This is a genomic window from Mangrovibacterium marinum (genome assembly GCF_003046625.1).
In the GTDB taxonomy this organism is placed as follows: Bacteria; Bacteroidota; Bacteroidia; order Bacteroidales; family Prolixibacteraceae; genus Mangrovibacterium; species Mangrovibacterium marinum.
Window position 1 is genome coordinate 1 of sequence record NZ_QAAD01000016.1, and the last position, 19,780, is coordinate 19,780.

Sequence of the window (19,780 nt, forward strand, 5' to 3'; positions counted from 1 at the left end):
TTCACTCCGGCCGAAGACGATGGTTCTACAGTGAACTGCCTGGCCGATGCACAGGTTGAACCGACACCACCTGCCGTAAATGATTACTGCGGAAATGCAATCACACCGGTTCTAAAAACAACACCTGCCGCTATTGCCTGCGAAGGTGACATGGTTTGGGTATTTACTTATACCGATTGTGCGGGTAACAGCCACGACTGGACTTACACCTACACCATTGATATTCCGGATTTCACTCCGGCCGAAGACGATGGTTCTACAGTGAACTGCCTGGCCGATGCACAGGTTGAACCGATACCACCTGCCGTAAATGATTACTGTGGAAATGCAATTACACCGGTTCTAAAAACGACACCTGCCGCTATTGCCTGCGAAGGTGATATGGCCTGGGTATTCACTTATACCGATTGTGCGGGTAACAGCCACGACTGGACTTACACCTACACCATTGATATTCCGGATTTCACTCCGGCCGAAGACGATGGTTCTACAGTGAACTGCCTGTCCGATGCACAGGTTGAACCGACACCACCGGCCGTAAATGATTACTGTGGAAATGCAATCACACCGGTTCTAAAAACGACACCTGCCGCTATTACCTGCGAAGGTGACATGGCTTGGGTATTTACTTATACCGATTGTGCGGGTAACAGCCACGACTGGACTTACACCTACACCATCGATATTCCGGACTTCACTCCGGCCGAAGATGATGGTTCTACAGTGAACTGCCTGGCCGATGCACAGGTTGAACCGACACCACCGGCCGTAAATGATTACTGTGGAAATGCAATCACACCGGTTCTAAAAACGACACCTGCCGCTATTGCCTGCGAAGGTGATATGGCTTGGGTATTTACTTATACCGATTGTGCGGGTAACAGCCACGACTGGACTTACACCTACACCATCGATATTCCGGACTTCACTCCGGCCGAAGACGATGGTTCTACAGTGAACTGCCTGGCCGATGCACAGGTTGAACCGACACCACCTGCCGTAAATGATTACTGCGGTAACCCAATCACACCGATTCTAAAAACGACACCTGCCGCTATAGCCTGCGAAGGTGATATGGCCTGGGTATTTACTTATACTGATTGTGCGGGTAACAGCCACGACTGGACTTACACCTACACCATCGATATTCCGGACTTCACTCCGGCCGAAGACAATGGTTCTACAGTGAACTGCCTGGCCGATGCACAGGTTGAACCGACACCACCTGCCGTAAATGATTACTGCGGTAACCCAATCACACCGATTCTAAAAACGACACCTGCCGCTATAGCCTGCGAAGGTGACATGGCCTGGGTATTTACTTATACCGATTGTGCGGGTAACAGCCACGACTGGACTTATACCTACACCATCGATATTCCGGACTTCACTCCGGCCGAAGACGATGGTTCTACAGTGAACTGCCTGGCCGATGCACAGGTTGAACCAACACCACCTGCCGTAAATGATTACTGCGGAAATGAAATTACACCGGTTCTAAAAACGACACCTGCCGCTATTGCCTGCGAAGGTGATATGGCCTGGGTATTTACTTATACTGATTGTGCGGGTAACAGCCACGACTGGACTTACACCTACACCATCGATATTCCGGACTTCACTCCGGCAGAAGACGATGGTTCTACAGTGAACTGCCTGGCTGATGCACAGGTTGAACCGACACCACCTGCCGTAAATGATTACTGCGGAAATGCAATCACACCGGTTCTAAAAACGACACCTGCCGCTATAGCCTGCGAAGGTGATATGGCCTGGGTATTTACTTATACTGATTGTGCGGGTAACAGCCACGACTGGACTTACACCTACACCATCGATATTCCGGACTTCACTCCGGCCGAAGACGATGGTTCTACAGTGAACTGCCTGGCCGATGCACAGGTTGAACCGACACCACCGGCCATAAATGATTACTGCGGTAACCCAATCACACCGATTCTAAAAACGACACCTGCCGCTATAGCCTGCGAAGGTGATATGGCCTGGGTATTTACTTATACCGATTGTGCGGGTAACAGCCACGACTGGACTTATACCTATACTGTTGAAAGAGTAGATTTTGCCGTGAATATGCCGGTTGACGATAGCGAGAAAATTGAAAATAAAGATGAACTGTACACGCCGCAGCACCCGACTGTTTACGACAACTGCGGACTGGCGATCACCAATGTAACCGGGCCGGTTGTGAGTGAAAGTCCTGATTGTGAGGGGGCCGTTTCCTATGTGTGGACTTATACCGATTGCTCCGGTAAATTCAGCCACGATTGGACCTATACCTTCAATATAGAACGTGAGGACTTTGTCGATAACATGCCTCCTAATGATGGAGAAACGATTGAATGTGCAGCTGATTTGTACACTCCAGAGCATCCTGACGTTTATGACAACGGCGACCAGTTGATTACAAATATCGAGGGGCCTGTTATCAGCGAAAGCCCCGAGTGCGAGGGAACTGTAAGCTATGTGTGGACCTATACGGATTGCTCGGGTAACTTTAGTCACGACTGGACTTACACGTTTACCATCGAGTATGAAGATTTTGAAATGCCGACTAACGATGGCGCAACAGTAGCCTGTATCGCTTTGGCAACAGAGCCAACGCCGCCAATCGTCGTGGATAACTGCGATAATGAGTTGACTCCATCGGCTGCGGTGGAAGGCGGAACTTATGATGGTTGCGAAGGAACCAAAACTTACACCTTCACCTATACCGATTGTGAAGGCAACAGCCACGATTGGGTATACACGTACACTATCGAAGTCAAGGATTTTGAAATGCCTGCGAACGATGGCCAAACGGTAGCTTGTGTAGCTCTGGTATCTGAGCCCACACCACCAACGGTAGTCGACAACTGTGGAAATGAGTTGACTCCGTCGGCGGCCGTCGAGGGCGGAACTTACGATGGATGCGAAGGAACGATAACTTACACCTTCACCTATACCGACTGTGAAAGCAACAGCCATGACTGGGTATATACCTACACCATCGAAATAGAGGACTTTGAAATGCCGGCCAACGATGGTACAACAGTAGCCTGTGTGGCTCTGGTATCCGAGCCCACACCCCCAACAGTATTCGACAACTGTGGAAATGAGTTGACTCCGTCGGCTGCGGTGGAAGGCGGAACTTATGACGGTTGCGAAGGAACGATAACTTACACCTTCACCTATACCGATTGTGAAGGCAACAACCACGACTGGATATATACCTACACCATCGAAATTGAGGACTTTGAGATGCCTGCGAACGATGGCACAACAGTAGCCTGTGTGGCTCTTGTATCCGAGCCAACGCCACCAATAGTAGTCGACAACTGTGGTAATGAGTTGACTCCGTCGGCTGCCGCAGAGGGCGGAACCTATGATGGATGCGAAGGAACGATAACTTACACCTTCACCTATACCGACTGTGAAGGCAACAGTCACGACTGGATATACACCTATACCATAGAAATTGAGGACTTTGAAATGCCTGAGGACGATGGCGCAACAGTAGCCTGTGTCGCTTTGGCAACAGAGCCAACGCCACCAACCGTCGTGGACAACTGCGATAATGAGTTAACGCCATCGGATGCGGTGGAAGGCGGAACCTATGATGGATGTGAAGGAACGATAACTTATACCTTCACTTATACCGACTGTGAAGACAACACCCATGATTGGGTATATACCTACACGATTGAAGCAGAAGATTTCACCATGCCGGAAGATGATGGTTCAACAGTTACTTGTGCTGCATTGGCAACAGAACCAATAGCTCCAACGGTGATGGACAACTGTGGCAATGCAATCATCCCGACAGGTCCGACTGTTGGCGGAACTTATGAGGACTGCGAAGGCACCATCACTTACAGTTGGAACTATGCAGACTGTGAAGGAAATGAGCACGAATGGATTTATACGTATCAGATCGTGTTGCCGGAGTTAGAAACTCCTGAGCCAACGACAGCAACTGTGAGTTGTTATGCTGACATCGAATTACCGGTGCCTCCGGTGGTCTACGACGTTTGCGGTAATTTACTGGAGCCTGTTGGCCCGGTTGAAAGTGAAGTGCCTGTATGCACCGGAGACGTAAGTTACACCTGGACTTATACCGATTGTGCAGGGCATACTGCGATGTATGTTCATACCGTGACCGTTAATGATGATGTAAAACCTGAAATTAGCTGTCCGGCAGATGTGGCTGTTGAATGTGATGCACCAACGGATCCGCAGTCTACAGGATATGCAACGGCTACCGACAATTGTTCGGCAAACGTTATCGTTGATTATTCAGACAATGTAGTTGCCGGTGAGAGCGATAACGATTATATCATTGAACGGACCTGGCTGGCTGTTGACGAGTGCGACAACGAGAGTTCGTGTACACAGTTAATTACCGTGCACGATACCAGTGATCCTGAAATGAATTGCCCTGCTGATGTTACTGTCACAGCTGATGCCGGAAGTTGTTTTGCCAGCAATGTCGATTTAGGAACTCCTGAGGTTTCTGATAACTGTACGCCAACTTCAGCGCTGCTGGTTGCCAATAATGCTCCGGAGACATTCCCGGTAGGAGAAACTGACGTGGAATGGATCGTTACGGATATGTCCGGTAAGTTTATTACCTGTTTGCAAAAGGTTATTGTAACCGACAACGAAGCTCCCGTCATTACGGCATCGCCAGACATGGAGCAAACAGCCGATGCCGACCTTTGTGAAGCAGTGGTGACCATCACTCCGGCAACGGCAACCGATAATTGTGCTGTTGGCGATCCGGTAGGTACCCGTAGCGATGAACAGGCGCTTACTGATCCATATCCGGTAGGTACTACAACCATTAGTTGGAATGTGACCGACATTCATGGAAATGATGCCGAAACAGTAACACAAACTGTAACGGTAACAGACAACGAACAGCCTGTTATTTCATGCGGCGAGGATGTATTTAAGCTAGTCGTCTCTTCTGCGATGGGCTGCGATCAATACGTTGAAGTGCCTGCGCCGACTGCAGCAGACAATTGTGGTGTTCAACAGATAATGAACAGCAAAACAGAGTCTGCCGATGCTTCGGGGGATTATGACTTTGGAACAACAGATCTTTTGTGGACCGTGACCGATATTCATGGCAATACAGCAACTTGTCCGCAACAGGTGGTCCTGAAATCAGAGCCATTTGCCGAATCATTCCCTCAATCGGTTAATGAAGATGAGCCGCTTGTGGTTAACGTTATGGAGCACGTGTACGACTGTGACGATAATATCGACTTGACGACATTGACCGTTATTTCGGAGCCGGCTCATGGAACAACAACCGTGCATGAGGATGGAACCATCACTTATCAGCCGGATTTAAACTACTACGGAGCCGATGAGTTTACCTTCGAAATTTGTGATGCCGATGGTTATTGCTCTCAAGCCACAGTGACCATTCAGGTGCGGTCGGTTTACGATCCGCCGGTGGCTATGGGAGATATCCACAATACCTACACCGGTATGGTGGTTGCCGGCGACGTGTTTACCAACGATGTGAAATACGATGATCTGCCATCCGGTCCGTCGTTAACGACTTCGGAAAAAGGAAAACCAGCAGCCCGTATGTCGGCATTGACCATCAACCCGCAGGAGCGGGAGCTTGATCCGGGTAACACAGCATCTAAATTAACCGATCCACAGCATGGTAGCGTGGTGATGAACAGTGATGGTACCTATGTCTTTGAGCCGGATGATGATTTTAGCGGAGACGACTCGTTCACATACTTAATCAACGATCCGATCAGTGGCGAATCAGCCGTGGCTACCGTATATCTGTGGATCCTCGATCCGGACCACCTGACCGTGCGTCCGCCGGTTGCCAATGCTGATATTTTCCAGGGATTCAATGCGCATACCGTACAAAGTCAGCTGCTGGCAAACGACTTCGACCCGGCAGGAGGAGATCTGCTGATTGATACAAGCCCTGTTGAAGCTCCGGCATTTGGAACCTTGAGCTTGTCGGCTGATGGTAGTTTCACGTATGATTTGCCGGAAGATATGGCCGACTACGAAGGAGCTGTTCAGTTTTCTTATAAAGCTTATCTTGAAAACGATCCTTCGACAGCAAGTGTCGCACAGGTGTTGATTGTTTACTCGGCTTCGGCTCAGAACGATGGCATTTTCGGCGTTGATGATGCCGTGCATACCGGTAAAGACCTGGCCGTGACAGGTGATGTATATATGAACGACCTGAACGTATTGGGCGATGCTGTATCGTTGACAATGGAGAGCGAACCGGCTCACGGTGTTGTAAATTGGGAGGCCAGCGGCGAATTTACCTATACCCCCAATGCCGAATATGTTGGACCCGATCAATTTATATACAGTATCTGTACGGCTGAAGGCTTGTGCCGAAATGCCACAGTTTACATTACTGTTGACGAAACCAACCAGCCACCGGTGGCCGTCGATGACAATTTCATCATGACCGAAACAGATGCTAACGTGTTAGCAAACGATTACGATCCGGATGGAGATCAGATTCAGGTGACTGAGATTACCGTTGAGCCAGAACACGGAACCCTGGTATGGAATGCCAACGGAACATTTACTTATACGCCCGATCTGTATTATTTCGATGACGACTGGTTTGAGTATGAGGTTTGCGACGGTGCCGGGCTTTGCGATCGGGCAGTTGTTAACCTGGCTCACGATCCGAAGCTGGATGATTTGATACCGGATGCTTTCTCGCCAAACGGCGACGAATACAACGAACTGTTCGTGATCCCGGCGATCCGCGACCATGAAAAAGTGCATATCGAGATCTACAACCGTTGGGGAGCTAAAATTTATGAGCAGGAAGATTACGGTGACACCCAAAGACTGGGCGGTGATGCCTGGTGGGATGGTAGGCCGAACGTCGGTGGAGACGGAGATATTGTGCCTGAAGGTACCTATTTCGTGATCCTGATTTTGGACGATCAAGTGTACAAAGGAACAGTATTTATTAACCGGTAAACTCAAGAACGATGAAAGCGATGAAATATTTAACCAAACTGGCTGTCAGTGTAGTACTACTGTTCAGCACGGCTGTAAGCTCTTTTGGTCAGCAAGACGACCCGATGTACAGCCAATACATGTTCAACATTCAAGCCTTCAACCCGGGGTATGTCGGTTCGTGGGAGTGTGTAGGTTTCATGGTTCTGGGGCGCTACCAGTGGGTAGGATTTAACGGAGCACCTGAAACACATACCTTCTCGGTGCAGACACCGTTGCGGAATGAACGAATCGGTCTTGGATTGTCTGTGATTAACGATGTAATCGGAAAGGAAAAACGACTGGCATTTTTCACCGATTATTCATACAAGTTACGGCTCGGAGGAGATGCCAATTTGCGGCTGGGATTAAAAGCCGGGTTCACCAACTATCGGCATCTGCTGTCGGATCATATCATCATCGATACCGATGACCCGGCATTCGAAGGCGAGATCCGCGAGAAGTTTATGCCCAATGTTGGGGTTGGCTTGTTCCTGTCGGCTCCGCGATACTATGCCGGTTTCTCGATTCCGAAATTGCTGAAAAACGATTTCGAGTTTGGACCGGAAGATTATAAGACCGATTTTGAATACCGGAATCTGAACTTAATCGGGGGATATGTATTTGATATGGGATCGTATGTTAAGTTTAAGCCATCGTTTATGTTCCGTCACTCCGAAGCCTTGCCGTTTGTCTACGATTTAAATGCCAGCTTTCTGTTTAAAGAGAAATTCTGGCTGGGCGGTATGTTTCGGTCCACGACCTGGAAAGGCGGCGGTAGTGCCATCGGTTTTAATACCCAGTTTATTATCAGTGAAAAACTGCGTATCGGCTACGCTTACGACATGGACTTAACAGATATTGGTTCCTATGGAAACGGTTCGCACGAGGTGATGATCTCTTACGAACTCCGCTCCTTAGTCAAATCATTTACTTCACCTCGATATTTCTAACCCTGAAAACTTTAACCCATGAAAGTTAGATATTTAACCGGATTAGCCTTAATGTTTGTCGTTCTCCTGGGAAATGCACAAACGCAAAAGGTGTTTGATGATGTGCAAATCGACATCAAAAATGCTTCAGTGAATACCGCGAAGAGTGATTTTGCTTCTTACCTCTACGGACAGGAGTTGATTTACAATTCGGAAGTTAAAGTTGAAGGTGACAAAAAGAAAGAGAGCTATCTGATGTACGATGTTTACTCGACTCAGCTGTTGCCGGAAGGGCAAACCGCGAAAAAAGGAGAACATCGTTCCCGTATAAGCACGAAAATTCAGGAAGGGCCGATGACCATTTGTGAAGCCACCGGCGAGATGTACCTGACCCAATCGTATGAAGAGGAAACAGATGTGAAGAATATCGTTTTCAAGAAAGAGAACATCCGTTTATGCATCACCCGCTTTGAAAAAGCCGGCGACGACTGGAAAGAAGTTGGTCCGTTTCCTTTTGCCTCGAAGGATTATTCGGTTGCGCACCCAACAGTCAGCTCAACAGGTGATACCCTGATATTTATTAGTGATATGCCCGGCGGTGCGGGTGGCACCGATCTGTATTACACCATCCGCAAAGGGGAGGAGTGGACCGATCCGGTTAACCTGAAAAAACTGAATACGGCCGGTAACGAGATGTTCCCCTACTGGGATGCCGATGGTACCTTGTATTTTGCCAGCAATGGTCGCGACGGGCAAGGGGGGCTGGATATTTACTACACCAGCCTGAATGGCCTTGATCCCGCCGATATTCTGACCTTTAACAATGCAATTAACTCTGCCGCCGACGATTTTGGCTTTATTCCCGGACCTGCCGAGCGTTATGCTTATTTCTCATCGAACCGCAGCGGCGGACAGGGAGCTGATGACATTTATGTGGTCTTACCCGAGGAATATAAATTCAACTTACTGGTGATTTCGAGTTTTACCGATAAGCCAGTAGCTGGCGTAAAAGTTGAAATTAAAAATGAAAAAGGAAAAGTGGTGGCTGAGTCGGTGACCGATGCGTCGGGCCATACTCCGCTGAAGGCCGAGATGGGTAAACGCTACGATCTGCTGGCAACAAAGGCTGGCTATTACGACAAGACCAAAGAGATCAGCCTGGTGGCCGATGCCGGATTTGTGAACAAAGAAGAAGTGCTTTATATCGATCCGTCACATCGATTGAGAGGGCAGGTTGTGAATATTTTTGGTGATGAACCAATAGCTGGAGCTACGATTACCATTGCACAGGATGGGAAAGCTGTTGATTCGGCAACGACCGATGCCGAAGGTAATTTCAAAGCTGATATCCAGCCTGAGCACAATTACCTGGTTACCGCAGAGGCTGATAACTTCTTCGGCACTGATGTTGAATTTTCAACTCAGGGAATGGAACCGGGTGAGCTGTTCTACTACTTCCAGCTTTATCCGCTGGATGCCGGTACCCGCATTGGCTTGACTAATATTTACTTCGACTACGACAAGTATAACATTCGCCCGGATGCGGTTCGCGTACTGGATCGTATGGCCGAAACCCTGGCTAAATATCCGGATATCGATATAAAACTGGAAGCACATACCGACTGCCGTGGTACCGACGAGTACAACCAAAAGCTGTCCGAACGCCGTGCAAAGGCAACCTTGGATTACTTAGTGCGTAAAGGTATAGACAAGTCTCGGATTGAAGCCATTGGCTTCGGTGAGACACAATTGGTAAACGAATGTGCTGATGATGTTGATTGTTCTGAAGAAAAACATCAGGAAAACAGACGTACAGTATTTGAAATCAAGAAGTCGAAGATAACACCAAAGGCTTCTTTGGGAAAATAAAGATTTAGAGTTGCTGCGTAAGCACTTTCGTTTAGTCTAACATGGGGGTCTGCCAGAGGGCAGGCCTCTTTTTTTAGACGCAAAACTAAATATCTAGTTTAAAAACTATTTCTTTAGTTTGAAAACTAAAATGTTAGTTGTAGCTTTGTTTCAGAAAATTAAATCATCCGACTATGAAACAAATCATCTTAATCCGGCCCGACCCTTGAAATTTTTTTCGCCATTTTAACTAAAAAATTAGTTAGTTGACGAATTGTTTAGTTAATTTTGATAGACAATTCATTCGAAACAACAAAAAGTAATCATGATCAAAGAATTAACCAAGGCAGAAGAGCAAGTGATGCAGATTTTATGGAAACTTGAAAAAGCTTTTGTGAACGATATTTTGGAGAAAATACCGGAACCCAAGCCGGCTTACAATACTGTTTCTACAATTGTGCGTATTCTTGAGAAAAAGGGCTTTGTTGATCATGACGCTTTTGGAAAGACCCATCGGTATTTTCCACTTGTTAGTAAGCGCGATTATACCAAAGCCTATTTCAGAAATTTTTTAAGCAACTACTTTGGAAACTCGTTTCAGGAAATGGTTTCCTTTTTTGCAAAGGAAGATAATATGAGTCTTTCGGACCTGGAAACCTTGATAAACGAAGTTGGAAGAGATTTAGAAGACGATAAACCGGAAAACAATGGTTGATTTCGTGAATTATATTTTTGAATCAGGAATTAGTCTGGCACTGTTCACTTTGCTGTACTTCCTGTTTCTGCAACGCGAGACGTTTTTTCGAACCAACCGTTTGTTTTTGCTTTTCGCATTGACATTTTCAGCCTTGCTTCCGTTTGTTCACCTACGCGTTTGGGAAGGTCATCCCGTGATGTTGGACGAGATCACGGTGACACCATACCGCAACTTGCTCGAAACAGTTTCTGTTTACGGAACAGAAGTGTCAACAAGCATCGTGCGTGAGATTTCAGCCAGCACCTATATCATTGGTGTTTATTTGGTTGGAGTGTGTTTGTTTGCATTCCGCCTGGTATGGCGTTTGGCCCAAATCTCTTGGCTCATTCGAAAAAGCAAAGTGATTCGCGAGAGCGGGATGAAACTTGTTTTACTCGATTGCGAAGTAACACCTTTCTCTTTTCTTTCCTACGTATTTGCCGGCAAAAATCTGAAAACTCAGGATGGTTGGGATAAGATGCTGATTCACGAGTTCGAGCATGTGAAACAGGGGCATTCTTTTGATATTTTGGTATTGGAAGTGCTCACCGTTTTCCAGTGGTTTAACCCGTTTTTCTGGCTGATGAAGCGTTTGTTGCGCGAGAATCATGAGTACCTGGCCGATCGGGCAGTGTTGGCTCATTTCTCCAATCCCGGTTATTATAAGAAGCTGCTTTTGCAGCAGTTTGTTGGCCCACAAATCAATCTGGCCAACAATTTCAATTACTCTCTAATCAAAAAAAGAATTCAAATGATGTCACAAATAAAATCATCAAAATTAGCACGCATTAAGTTGTTTGGCGGTATCCTTTTGGCCAGTACCTTAATCGTGATATTTGCCTGCGAGCAGGAACAATCCACAACAACTCTTTCAGATTCAGTTGATCAAACAGTTACTATTGAGTATGCTGGTTCATCGTTGACAATTGGAGGAGATTCCACAGCAGTTGAAAAATTAAAGGAACTCATTGCAGTTTCCGGCGACTACCGGGTTATTCGAAATCTGGCAACAGGAGATTTAGAATTGAGCAAGAACAATGATTCTGATGAAAATGGCGTTACGGTTGTTGCTTACAACAAGTCTTCTGAAGCAAAAGAAGAAGTCAAAACGATTGATGGTAAACCAATCTTTTTTATCGTTGAACAAATGCCGGAATTTCCGGGAGGCGAATTGGCACTTCGTAAAGCGATCGCAAGCACCGTTAAATACCCGGTTGAGGCTCAAAAAGACGGCGTTCAAGGAAAGGTTTACGTTACATTCGTCATTGACAGTGCTGGAAAAGTGCGGAATGCTAGAGTTGTTCGCGGCGTGGCGCCGTCACTTGATCAGGAGGCGATTCGCGTCGTTTCTTCTCTGCCAGACTGGACTCCCGGTAAACAGCGCGGCGAGCCAGTTGCTGTGTCTTTCACCCTGCCGATCAGTTTTTTATTGCAATAGCAGTTCTCAAAATATATCAGCCCGCTCATGTCGGGTGGGCTGATCATGCTTCCCTTAAAGTCCTGACAAAAACCGAAAACAAGCCAGAAACATGAAATTCATCTTTTCCGTTTGCCTGATTTGGACGATCATTTTTTCCGGTAAGGCACAAAACGAAGTAGACCTCCTGATTTTAAACCGGCAATATTCTGAAGCACTGAATAGTCTCGAACAGCAGTTGAACGTGATGTCCGACGCAAGCTTGTATTTCAAGAAGGGGCTGGTCTGCGAGAAACTGACCGACTACGAATCTGCAATCGAAGCTTTGAACAAAGCCTGCAAACTGGAACCCGATCATCCAATTTATTGGGAAGAATTAGGCGATGCGCATTCGGCCCTGGGAAATTACCTGTATTCGGTTACTTATTTCAAAAAGGCTATTTCACTCGATACGACGGATATACGGATGCAAGGAAAGTTAGCACAGGCATACATCAATTTGAAAGCCTATTCGGATGCTTTTCGGTGTTATCAGAAGATTTGGACCAACGATTCGACAAATACCTATTACAATCGCTATTATGCTTATGCGGCTTACCGAACCGGAAAGAACAAGCTGGCCATAAAGATTTATGAACTGCTTGCCGCTGATGGTTCCGGTGATCTGAATACCTGGCTGAATTTGTCGACGATCTATCTTCAGCAGAAACGACTGGACGCAGCAGTGGTAACTTGTGAGCGTGGACTTGATCTTTTTCCTCAAAATCCGAATTTGCTACTAAAAATTGCTGATAACTATTTTCTCTTCAGGGAATACGGCAAAGCACGGCAGGCCTACGAGAATTATTTTGCGGTAGGAGATTCGACGCTGGATGTGCTGAAAAACTACGGTATTTGTCTGTACTTTGACAAAGAAGAAGAAAAAGCATTAACTATGCTTGAGCCTTGTTACGAAGCTGCTGTAAACGATCCGATCGTGAACTTTTATATCGGGGCTTGCTATAAGAAGTTAAAGCGTTTTGATGAAAGTGCGGAATTTCTGGAGCTGGCTATTGAAACAGCAACTCCCGCCTATTTGGCCGACATTTTTCATCATCTGGGGCAGGTGTATGGTTTACAGCGTAGGTTTGAAGCATCAATTCAGGCTTACCAACGAGCCTTGGAGATCGATCCGGAAAAAGGTGAGCTTTATTTCGATATTGCCACGACCTACGAAGAATTTAATGCCAATAAGGTGGTTGCTCTGCACTACTATCGCGAGTATGTAAAAGCAGTAGGCGAGCGGGGAAAAAATATTGATTATGCGCTTTTGCGGATCGAACGAATCAAAGAGGAGCTGTTCTTTGAGGAGGGGGAATCAGACATCGGCGAGCAATAAAAGAGCCTCCTGGCGCAAGATCAGCGGCAACTGAACATTTCGGCGTTCAATGCTTACCAGCCATTTGGGAAGTTCGTCAGTTTTTAAGGTGTAAAGTACCTCCCGGAACTCATCGATCTGGCTATCGGTATATTGTTCTGCCGCAATACCTCTGAAACGGTCGAGCTCTTCGTCTTCGAAGTAGAAGATTTCGTCGGGGTTCTGCCGCATTTCTTCAAACTCACAAACCTCGTGCGCTCCGCAGCAATCGCTCGGAACTTCTGCTGCTTGCTCTTCTTGCTTGCCCTTTGAGCTGTTTCTCTTAAACTTATTCGATAACAGGGTTGCCAATGCAACAACAGCAATCAATGCAATAAAAATTCCAATTAAAATCCCCATGGTCAATTTCTAATTCAAGCAATATAAAAAACAAGGCAAAAAGAGAATTGATCGATCAACCTTCTTTTTGATGGCGCAAATTTAGCACGAAAAATTGAATCCCGATAGGGTTTCGATCATTTGTTAATTTAAATGAATAATTGTGCTTTATTGTCCAACCACTCGATGTTTCTCGCGTCGGGGAATTGCTATTTTGTCTCAATTGCTGTTTAAACTTTATTGTCTGGTTTTAAACAAACAACCTTTTTGTCTGTTTTAGTATCATTGAAAACAGAAAGGAAGCAGATGATGAAAGTGAATGGATTTATAAAATCTGGCTCCGTTTCCCGAAACGGACAAAATACGATCCCCCGGGTAAACAACAGTTCGAGTGTTGATTTGATTGGGGATCATCATGTTGGTACATCAGTCGACACGCCGATGCGCCCTGATGCTTTTGAAAAAACGGATCAGGAAAAAATGGCTGTTATTGAGGATCATTTTCGGGAAATTATGGAAACCTTGGGTTTAGACCTGACTGATGACAGCCTGAGCGGAACCCCGCATCGCGTTGCCAAAATGTATGTTCAGGAAATATTCAATGGTTTAAATCCGGTGAATAAGCCGAAAATATCGGTGTTTGGAAACAAGTTCAATTACGGTGAAATGTTGGTTGAACGCAACATCAACCTGAATTCGACCTGTGAGCATCATTTCTTACCCATTGTGGGGAAAGCTCATGTGGCCTACATTGCAAACGGTCAGGTTATCGGGCTGTCGAAAATTAACCGGGTGGTGGATTATTTTGCGCGGCGTCCGCAGGTGCAGGAACGGCTAACGGTGCAAATTGCCAACGAGCTGAAGCAAATTCTGCAAACAGAGGATGTTGCGGTTGTTATTGATGCCAAACACTTATGTGTCTCTTCGCGCGGCATTGAAGATGAGAGCAGCTCGACGGTGACAGCCGAATACAGTGGTGTTTTTAAAGAGAAAGAACGTAAAGATGAATTTTTAAAATATGTTTCATTCGGGAAGTAGAATGGTGTGGTAGACGGGAAGCGAGGCTGTCTGACCCGAAGGTCGGAACAGCCTTTTTCTGAAAGTCCTTCGGGTGATGTGGTTTCCAACCGCAGCGGGGATGCCTTGAATCGTGATTCAGCTCCAATCAAAAGCTAGGCTCATTTCGTAGCAAACTTGTGTTAATGGGCGTTGTTCCAAACCCGACCGCTTTTTCTATTTTACGTTTGATCAACTCGGATCTTTTGTCCTACCGGACGGGTTTTCATCTTTGGCTTGCCCCAAAGACGAAACAGAAAACGCAAGGCTTATTTTTATCTTCAGGTGTCAGCTTCCGAAAGCTAAGTTCAACCGGGTGATTTCCACTCCGGCAGCTGCCGGATCGGAACTTCCCGGTTTCACTAAGCTTCCGGTTCGCCTCTCACCATCGATAAAAAGTAGGCCGGTTCCGCTCCGAGCGAGCTTTCGTCTTCTCTTAAATGCCTTCTGTTGTCTTCCACCGCTATCATCCCTATTGGAGATTCCCTCCGAATCATGAAGGTTTTTTCTGAAAGTCTTACTACGCAGAGGTGCTAAGTTGCAATGCCAATAACTGGTTTTGATTAGAAGAGGAACGACAACCCGACAACTTTTGAAAACAATGACAACAGCCTGGTCGAAAAATAGTAAACTTTCATCTTTGTTGGAGATTCTTCGGGAAGCAGCTATCTTTTTGAACATTGCTGCCCCGTGTTGTTTTCTTTGCCCTCAAGGGCGGGGTATAGGGCAGGGGTGCTGCTTCGCAAAGGGCCGGAAACAGCGAGAGCCGCCTAAAACAAAGGCAGCTCCCGACCGGATCTATTTATTCAAAAAATGAACATTACATATTCGCGTCTTTCAAAATCACGTCGTGTGCTCCACCTTCAACAATACTTGTTGCTGAAACAAGGGTGATCTTTGCGGTATCTTTCAATTGCGGGATAGAGATAGAACCACAGCTGCACATGGTTGATTTAATTTTTCCCACAGTGATGTCGAGATTATCTTTCAACTTACCGGCATAAGGAACGTAGCTGTCAACACCTTCTTCGAATTTCAGGTTTTCAGAGCCACCCATATCGTAACGTTGCCAGTTACGGGCGCGGTTGGAACCCTCACCCCAGTACTCTTTCACATAGCGGTTGTTGACCATCAGCTTGCGTGTAGGGCTTTCGTCGAAACGGGCAAAGTAGCGGCCCATCATCAGGAAGTCGGCACCCATTGCCAGGGCCAGCACCATGTGGTAATCCTGCACAATACCGCCATCGGAACAGATGGGGATGTAACGGCCGGTTTTTTCGAAGTATTCGTCACGGGCTTCAGCCACTTCAATCACCGAAGTTGCCTGGCCACGGCCAATTCCTTTTTGCTCGCGGGTGATACAAATAGAACCACCACCAATACCAACTTTAATGAAGTCGGCTCCGGCTTCTGCTAGGTAAGTGAAACCTTCTTTATCGACCACATTACCGGCACCGATATACACTTTGCCGGCATATTCTTTTTTCACCCAAACCACGGCTTCTTTTTGCCATTCCGAGAAGCCGTCGGATGAATCGACGCAAAGCACGTCAACTCCGGCTTCAACAAGAGCGGGAACACGTTCTTTATAGTCGCGGCTGTTGATGCCGGCGCCAACCAGTAGTTTTTTACTGTCGTCGTGCAATTCCTGCGGGTGTTCTTTGTGACTTTCGTAGTCTTTGCGGAAGACAAAGAAGTGGAAATTTTGATTTTCGTCGACAATGGGCAAGCTGTTCAGCTTGTTGTCCCAAATAATATTGTTGGCTTCGTTCAGGCTAATTCCCAGTTTACCGGTAATTAACTTGTTGAACGGAGTCATGAAGTCTTTAATTTTTTTGTCCAGCGAGTCGCGGCTCGGACGGTAATCACGGCTGGTAACAATGCCCATCAGCTTACCATTTGCACTACCGTCTTCAGTGATGGCGATGTTACCGTGTCCGGTTTTTGCTTTTAAGGCAAGCACATCTTTTAAAGTTTGCTCCGGTGTTAGGTTTGAGTCGCTTTCAACAAAACCAGCTTTAAATTTTTTTACTTTACGAACCATCTCAGCCTGAGTGTCGATTGCCTGAGAACCGAAAATAAATGAAAGTCCACCATTACGTGCTAATCCGATTGCCATATTGTGGTCGGATACCGACTGCATGATTGCCGATACAAACGGGATATTGAGCTCCAAGGCCGGTTTTTCGCCTTTGTTAAAGGCTACCAGCGGAGTTTTCAACGACACATTTGCAGGAGTGCAGTTTTTGTCGGTCAGACCAGGGATAAGCAGGTATTCACTAAAGGTTCTTGAAACTTCATTCGAATATTTTGCCATGATATGCCAGCTTTTTGTGTTAAAAAATTGCGCAAAACTACAATTATTTTTTGGAATTTTGAGCAAGGAACAGATAAAGATAAAACATTTATTCCAGATGCTTGTGCGCGTGGTGTTTATTCGCTTAATCGATGCAGAAATTTGCATTTCGCATTTCTGCCTTCGGCATCGGAAGCCCGGCCATCTCGAGCAGGGAGTGCTCCACGGTTTTACAAAGGCTGTTTAAGGCCAGATCGTTGGGTTCGGTGCCGAAGGGGTCGGCAATTTCGTGAACAATAGCATCCAAAGCCATGAAGGTATAGCCGATAAAAGAGACCATAATCGGGGTCATCCAGCCGATGGTGTCGACCAGACCAAAGGGCAGTAACAGACAATAGATATAGACGGTGCGGTGAATCAGCACATGATAGGGGAAGGGGATTGGCGTGTTGGCAATCCGTTCGCAGCCTCCGACGGTTGCCGAAAGGCGGTCTATATTTCGGTCGATTCCCATTTTAGTGATCGAATCAATATGGCCGTTTTGCCCGGCCTGAGCAATCAGATGCCCCAGCATTTTGAGAAGCATCACCGGTTTAAAGCGGATTGCTTCCAGTTGGCGACATTCATCGGCTGATAGCAGCCTCTGCAGATCGGGCATTGCATCGGTATCTCGAAGTTGATGCTTTAGGGCGTAGGTATAGGCAATGGTTAGATAGACAGCTTTGGTTGATGCGGTTTTGCCAGAGTCGTTGCCGGGCAGATAAGTCAGAATTTGGCGCGTGAAACTTCGGGTGTCGATTACCAGGGCTCCCCAAAGCTTCCGTCCTTCCCAGTAGCGATCGTAGGCGGCCGTGTTGCAAAAGCCCAGGAAGATGGCTAGTGCCACGCCGAGTAGCGTAAAAGCCGAGGGGTTGAGGGTGATTTTATAACTGAAAAACGAGCCGTGAAAAAGGTAAATCACAATGGAAAATGCGGTAAGCATAACCAGGCGGGGCATGATTTTGGGAAGGACCGATCCTTGCCATATAAAAAGCATCCGGAGCCAATTTCTACGTTCTCTGATGATCATGATGAAAGAAATTTGCGCGAAAGTATTGAAAAGACGGATGCTCCGAGCGGTATGGATCGATAATCTGATTTTTGTAAAGGGAATGTTAGGCGGGGGAGCATTTTCAACGGAGAACTTTGCCTTTCAACAGGAGCGATCACTCAAAAAAACTGACTCAAAAAAACTGAGGGCTTCACTTTAAGTGAAACCCTCAATCGAAAAATATTATTCACGCAATTATACATCGTAAGTTGTCGAAGCGGTATCGCCACCACGACCGGTCCAGTTGGTGTGGAAGAATTCGCCACGAGGCTTATCAACACGTTCGTAAGTGTGCGCTCCGAAGTAGTCGCGTTGCGCTTGCAACAAGTTCGCAGGTAAACGCTCGCTGCGGAAACCGTCGAAGTAGCATAAGGCTGAAGTCAATGCAGGTACGGGGATTCCGTTAGTTAGAGCTGCCGCGCATACACGACGCCATCCGGCCTGGGCAGTTTCTACTTTCTCTTTAAAGTAAGGAGCAAGCAGTAGGTTCGGCAATTCCGGATTTACATCGAACGCTTTTTTGATGTCGGCCAGGAAGGCTGAACGGATGATACAGCCGCCACGCCACATCAAGGCAATACCACCGTAGTTTAGGTTCCAGTTAAATTCTTTCGCCGCTTCCATCATCAGGTTGTAGCCTTGGGCATACGAGATAATTTTGGCACCAAATAAAGCCATTTTCAGGTCTTCAATCATCTGCGCTTTGTCGCCTTTGAATTCTACTTTCGGGCCGCTGATCACCTTAGATGCCTGTACACGCAAATCTTTTTGGGCCGATAAGCAGCGAGAGAAAACGGATTCGCCGATCAAAGTCAACGGAATACCCAAATCCAGCGCTGTAACGCCCGTCCATTTACCCGTACCTTTTTGGCCGGCAGTGTCCAGAATTTTTTCCACCAGCGGTTCGCCGTCTTCATCTTTAAACGCCAGAATGTCGCGGGTAATTTCGGTCAGGTACGAATCCAGTTCTTGGGTATTCCACACTTTGAATACTTCGTGCATTTCATCAGCGCTCATGCCAAGTAATTCTTTCATTACGTGGTAAGCCTCGTTGATGATTTGCATATCCCCGTATTCAATTCCGTTGTGCACCATCTTTACAAAGTGACCGGCACCGTCTTCACCTACCCAGTCGCAACAAGGAGAACCATCTTCAACTTTTGCGGCAACCGACTGGAAAATTTCTTTTACAGCAGGCCATGCCGCGGGGCTACCGCCTGGCATCATCGAGGGGCCTTTCAGCGCGCCTTCCTCGCCGCCCGATACGCCGGTGCCGATGAACAACAAACCTTTACTTTCAACATACTTTGTACGACGAATAGAATCGGGGAAGTGAGAGTTTCCGCCATCGATGATGATATCGCCCGGTTCCAGGTGAGGGATCAACAGTTCGATGAAGTCGTCGACCGGCTTTCCGGCTTTCACCAACATCATTACTTTGCGTGGTTTTTCCAACGATGCCACCAGCTCCTCGATGGAGTGCGCCCCGATGAAGTTTTTTCCCGCTCCGCGACCATTTACGAATTTGTCGACTTTTTCTACTGTACGGTTATAAACAGCAACGGTGTAGCCTTTGCTTTCCATGTTCAAAACCAGGTTTTCGCCCATTACGGCCAACCCGATTAAGCCAATATCTGCTAGTTTTTTCATTTGTATTAT

The 19,780-nt window shown here is 46.8% G+C and carries 11 protein-coding genes; 7 read left to right on the forward strand and 4 right to left on the reverse strand.

Going from position 1 to position 19,780, the window contains the following annotated elements:
- From C8N47_RS13870 to C8N47_RS13895, 6 genes are all read left to right on the forward strand, one after another.
- On the forward strand, positions 1-6,993 hold a 6,993-nt coding region (locus tag C8N47_RS13870; protein WP_146161534.1), incomplete at its 5' end, for an HYR-like domain-containing protein.
- Positions 6,994-7,004: 11 nt separating this feature from the next.
- Positions 7,005-7,964: a PorP/SprF family type IX secretion system membrane protein gene (locus C8N47_RS13875; RefSeq protein WP_107823176.1), complete on the forward strand. Its 960-nt coding sequence runs from the start codon at positions 7,005-7,007 to the stop codon at positions 7,962-7,964.
- Positions 7,965-7,982: 18 nt separating this feature from the next.
- Positions 7,983-9,812, forward strand: a complete 1,830-nt coding sequence (locus C8N47_RS13880; RefSeq protein WP_107823177.1) for an OmpA family protein — start codon at positions 7,983-7,985, stop codon at positions 9,810-9,812.
- Positions 9,813-10,116: 304 nt separating this feature from the next.
- The gene (locus C8N47_RS13885) at positions 10,117-10,506 is read left to right on the forward strand and encodes a BlaI/MecI/CopY family transcriptional regulator (RefSeq protein ID WP_245915719.1); all 390 of its coding nucleotides are present in this window, start codon (positions 10,117-10,119) and stop codon (positions 10,504-10,506) included.
- Entirely contained in the window at positions 10,499-11,965 is a 1,467-nt protein-coding gene (locus tag C8N47_RS13890) for a M56 family metallopeptidase (protein WP_107823178.1), read from the forward strand. Before C8N47_RS13885 ends, C8N47_RS13890 begins: the two co-directional genes overlap by 8 nt.
- A 91-nt stretch (positions 11,966-12,056) precedes the next feature.
- Positions 12,057-13,322 (forward strand): tetratricopeptide repeat protein, encoded by a 1,266-nt coding sequence (locus C8N47_RS13895; RefSeq protein ID WP_107823179.1) that lies wholly within the window; start codon positions 12,057-12,059, stop codon positions 13,320-13,322.
- Here the strand turns inward: C8N47_RS13895 and C8N47_RS13900 are convergent.
- On the reverse strand, positions 13,302-13,700 hold the full coding sequence (locus C8N47_RS13900) for a hypothetical protein (protein WP_107823180.1): 399 nt from the start codon (positions 13,698-13,700) through the stop codon (positions 13,302-13,304). The genes C8N47_RS13895 and C8N47_RS13900 overlap by 21 nt on opposite strands.
- A 285-nt stretch (positions 13,701-13,985) precedes the next feature.
- Here C8N47_RS13900 and folE point away from each other — a divergent pair, with 285 nt between their 5' ends.
- Positions 13,986-14,717, forward strand: a complete 732-nt coding sequence (gene folE / locus C8N47_RS13905) for a GTP cyclohydrolase I FolE (protein WP_245915720.1) — start codon at positions 13,986-13,988, stop codon at positions 14,715-14,717.
- Positions 14,718-15,555: 838 nt separating this feature from the next.
- Here the strand turns inward: folE and C8N47_RS13915 are convergent.
- The 3 genes from C8N47_RS13915 to gnd all read right to left on the reverse strand — a co-directional run bounded on the left by C8N47_RS13915 (position 15,556) and on the right by gnd (position 19,771).
- A complete protein-coding gene (locus C8N47_RS13915; protein WP_107823182.1) occupies positions 15,556-17,052 on the reverse strand; it encodes an IMP dehydrogenase in 1,497 nt (498 codons plus the stop codon).
- 124 nt (positions 17,053-17,176) lie between these two features.
- Positions 17,177-18,100 carry a bestrophin family protein gene (locus C8N47_RS13920; RefSeq protein WP_107823183.1) on the reverse strand — a complete coding sequence of 308 codons (924 nt, stop codon included), beginning with the start codon at positions 18,098-18,100 and terminating at the stop codon, positions 17,177-17,179.
- Between the two features lie 216 nt (positions 18,101-18,316).
- On the reverse strand, positions 18,317-19,771 hold the full coding sequence (gene gnd, locus C8N47_RS13930; protein ID WP_107823185.1) for a decarboxylating NADP(+)-dependent phosphogluconate dehydrogenase: 1,455 nt from the start codon (positions 19,769-19,771) through the stop codon (positions 18,317-18,319).
- Positions 19,772-19,780 lie beyond the last annotated feature (9 nt).

Coding starts and splice junctions, on each gene's coding strand:
- gnd (WP_107823185.1), bottom strand. CDS start 19,771: ATGAAAAAACTAGCAGATATTGGCTTAATCGGGTTGGCCGTAATGGGC.
- C8N47_RS13915 (WP_107823182.1), bottom strand. CDS start 17,052: ATGGCAAAATATTCGAATGAAGTTTCAAGAACCTTTAGTGAATACCTG.
- C8N47_RS13880 (WP_107823177.1), top strand. CDS start 7,983: ATGAAAGTTAGATATTTAACCGGATTAGCCTTAATGTTTGTCGTTCTC.
- C8N47_RS13875 (WP_107823176.1), top strand. CDS start 7,005: ATGAAAGCGATGAAATATTTAACCAAACTGGCTGTCAGTGTAGTACTA.
- C8N47_RS13890 (WP_107823178.1), top strand. CDS start 10,499: ATGGTTGATTTCGTGAATTATATTTTTGAATCAGGAATTAGTCTGGCA.
- C8N47_RS13895 (WP_107823179.1), top strand. CDS start 12,057: ATGAAATTCATCTTTTCCGTTTGCCTGATTTGGACGATCATTTTTTCC.
- C8N47_RS13920 (WP_107823183.1), bottom strand. CDS start 18,100: ATGATCATCAGAGAACGTAGAAATTGGCTCCGGATGCTTTTTATATGG.
- C8N47_RS13900 (WP_107823180.1), bottom strand. CDS start 13,700: ATGGGGATTTTAATTGGAATTTTTATTGCATTGATTGCTGTTGTTGCA.
- C8N47_RS13885 (WP_245915719.1), top strand. CDS start 10,117: ATGATCAAAGAATTAACCAAGGCAGAAGAGCAAGTGATGCAGATTTTA.
- folE (WP_245915720.1), top strand. CDS start 13,986: ATGATGAAAGTGAATGGATTTATAAAATCTGGCTCCGTTTCCCGAAAC.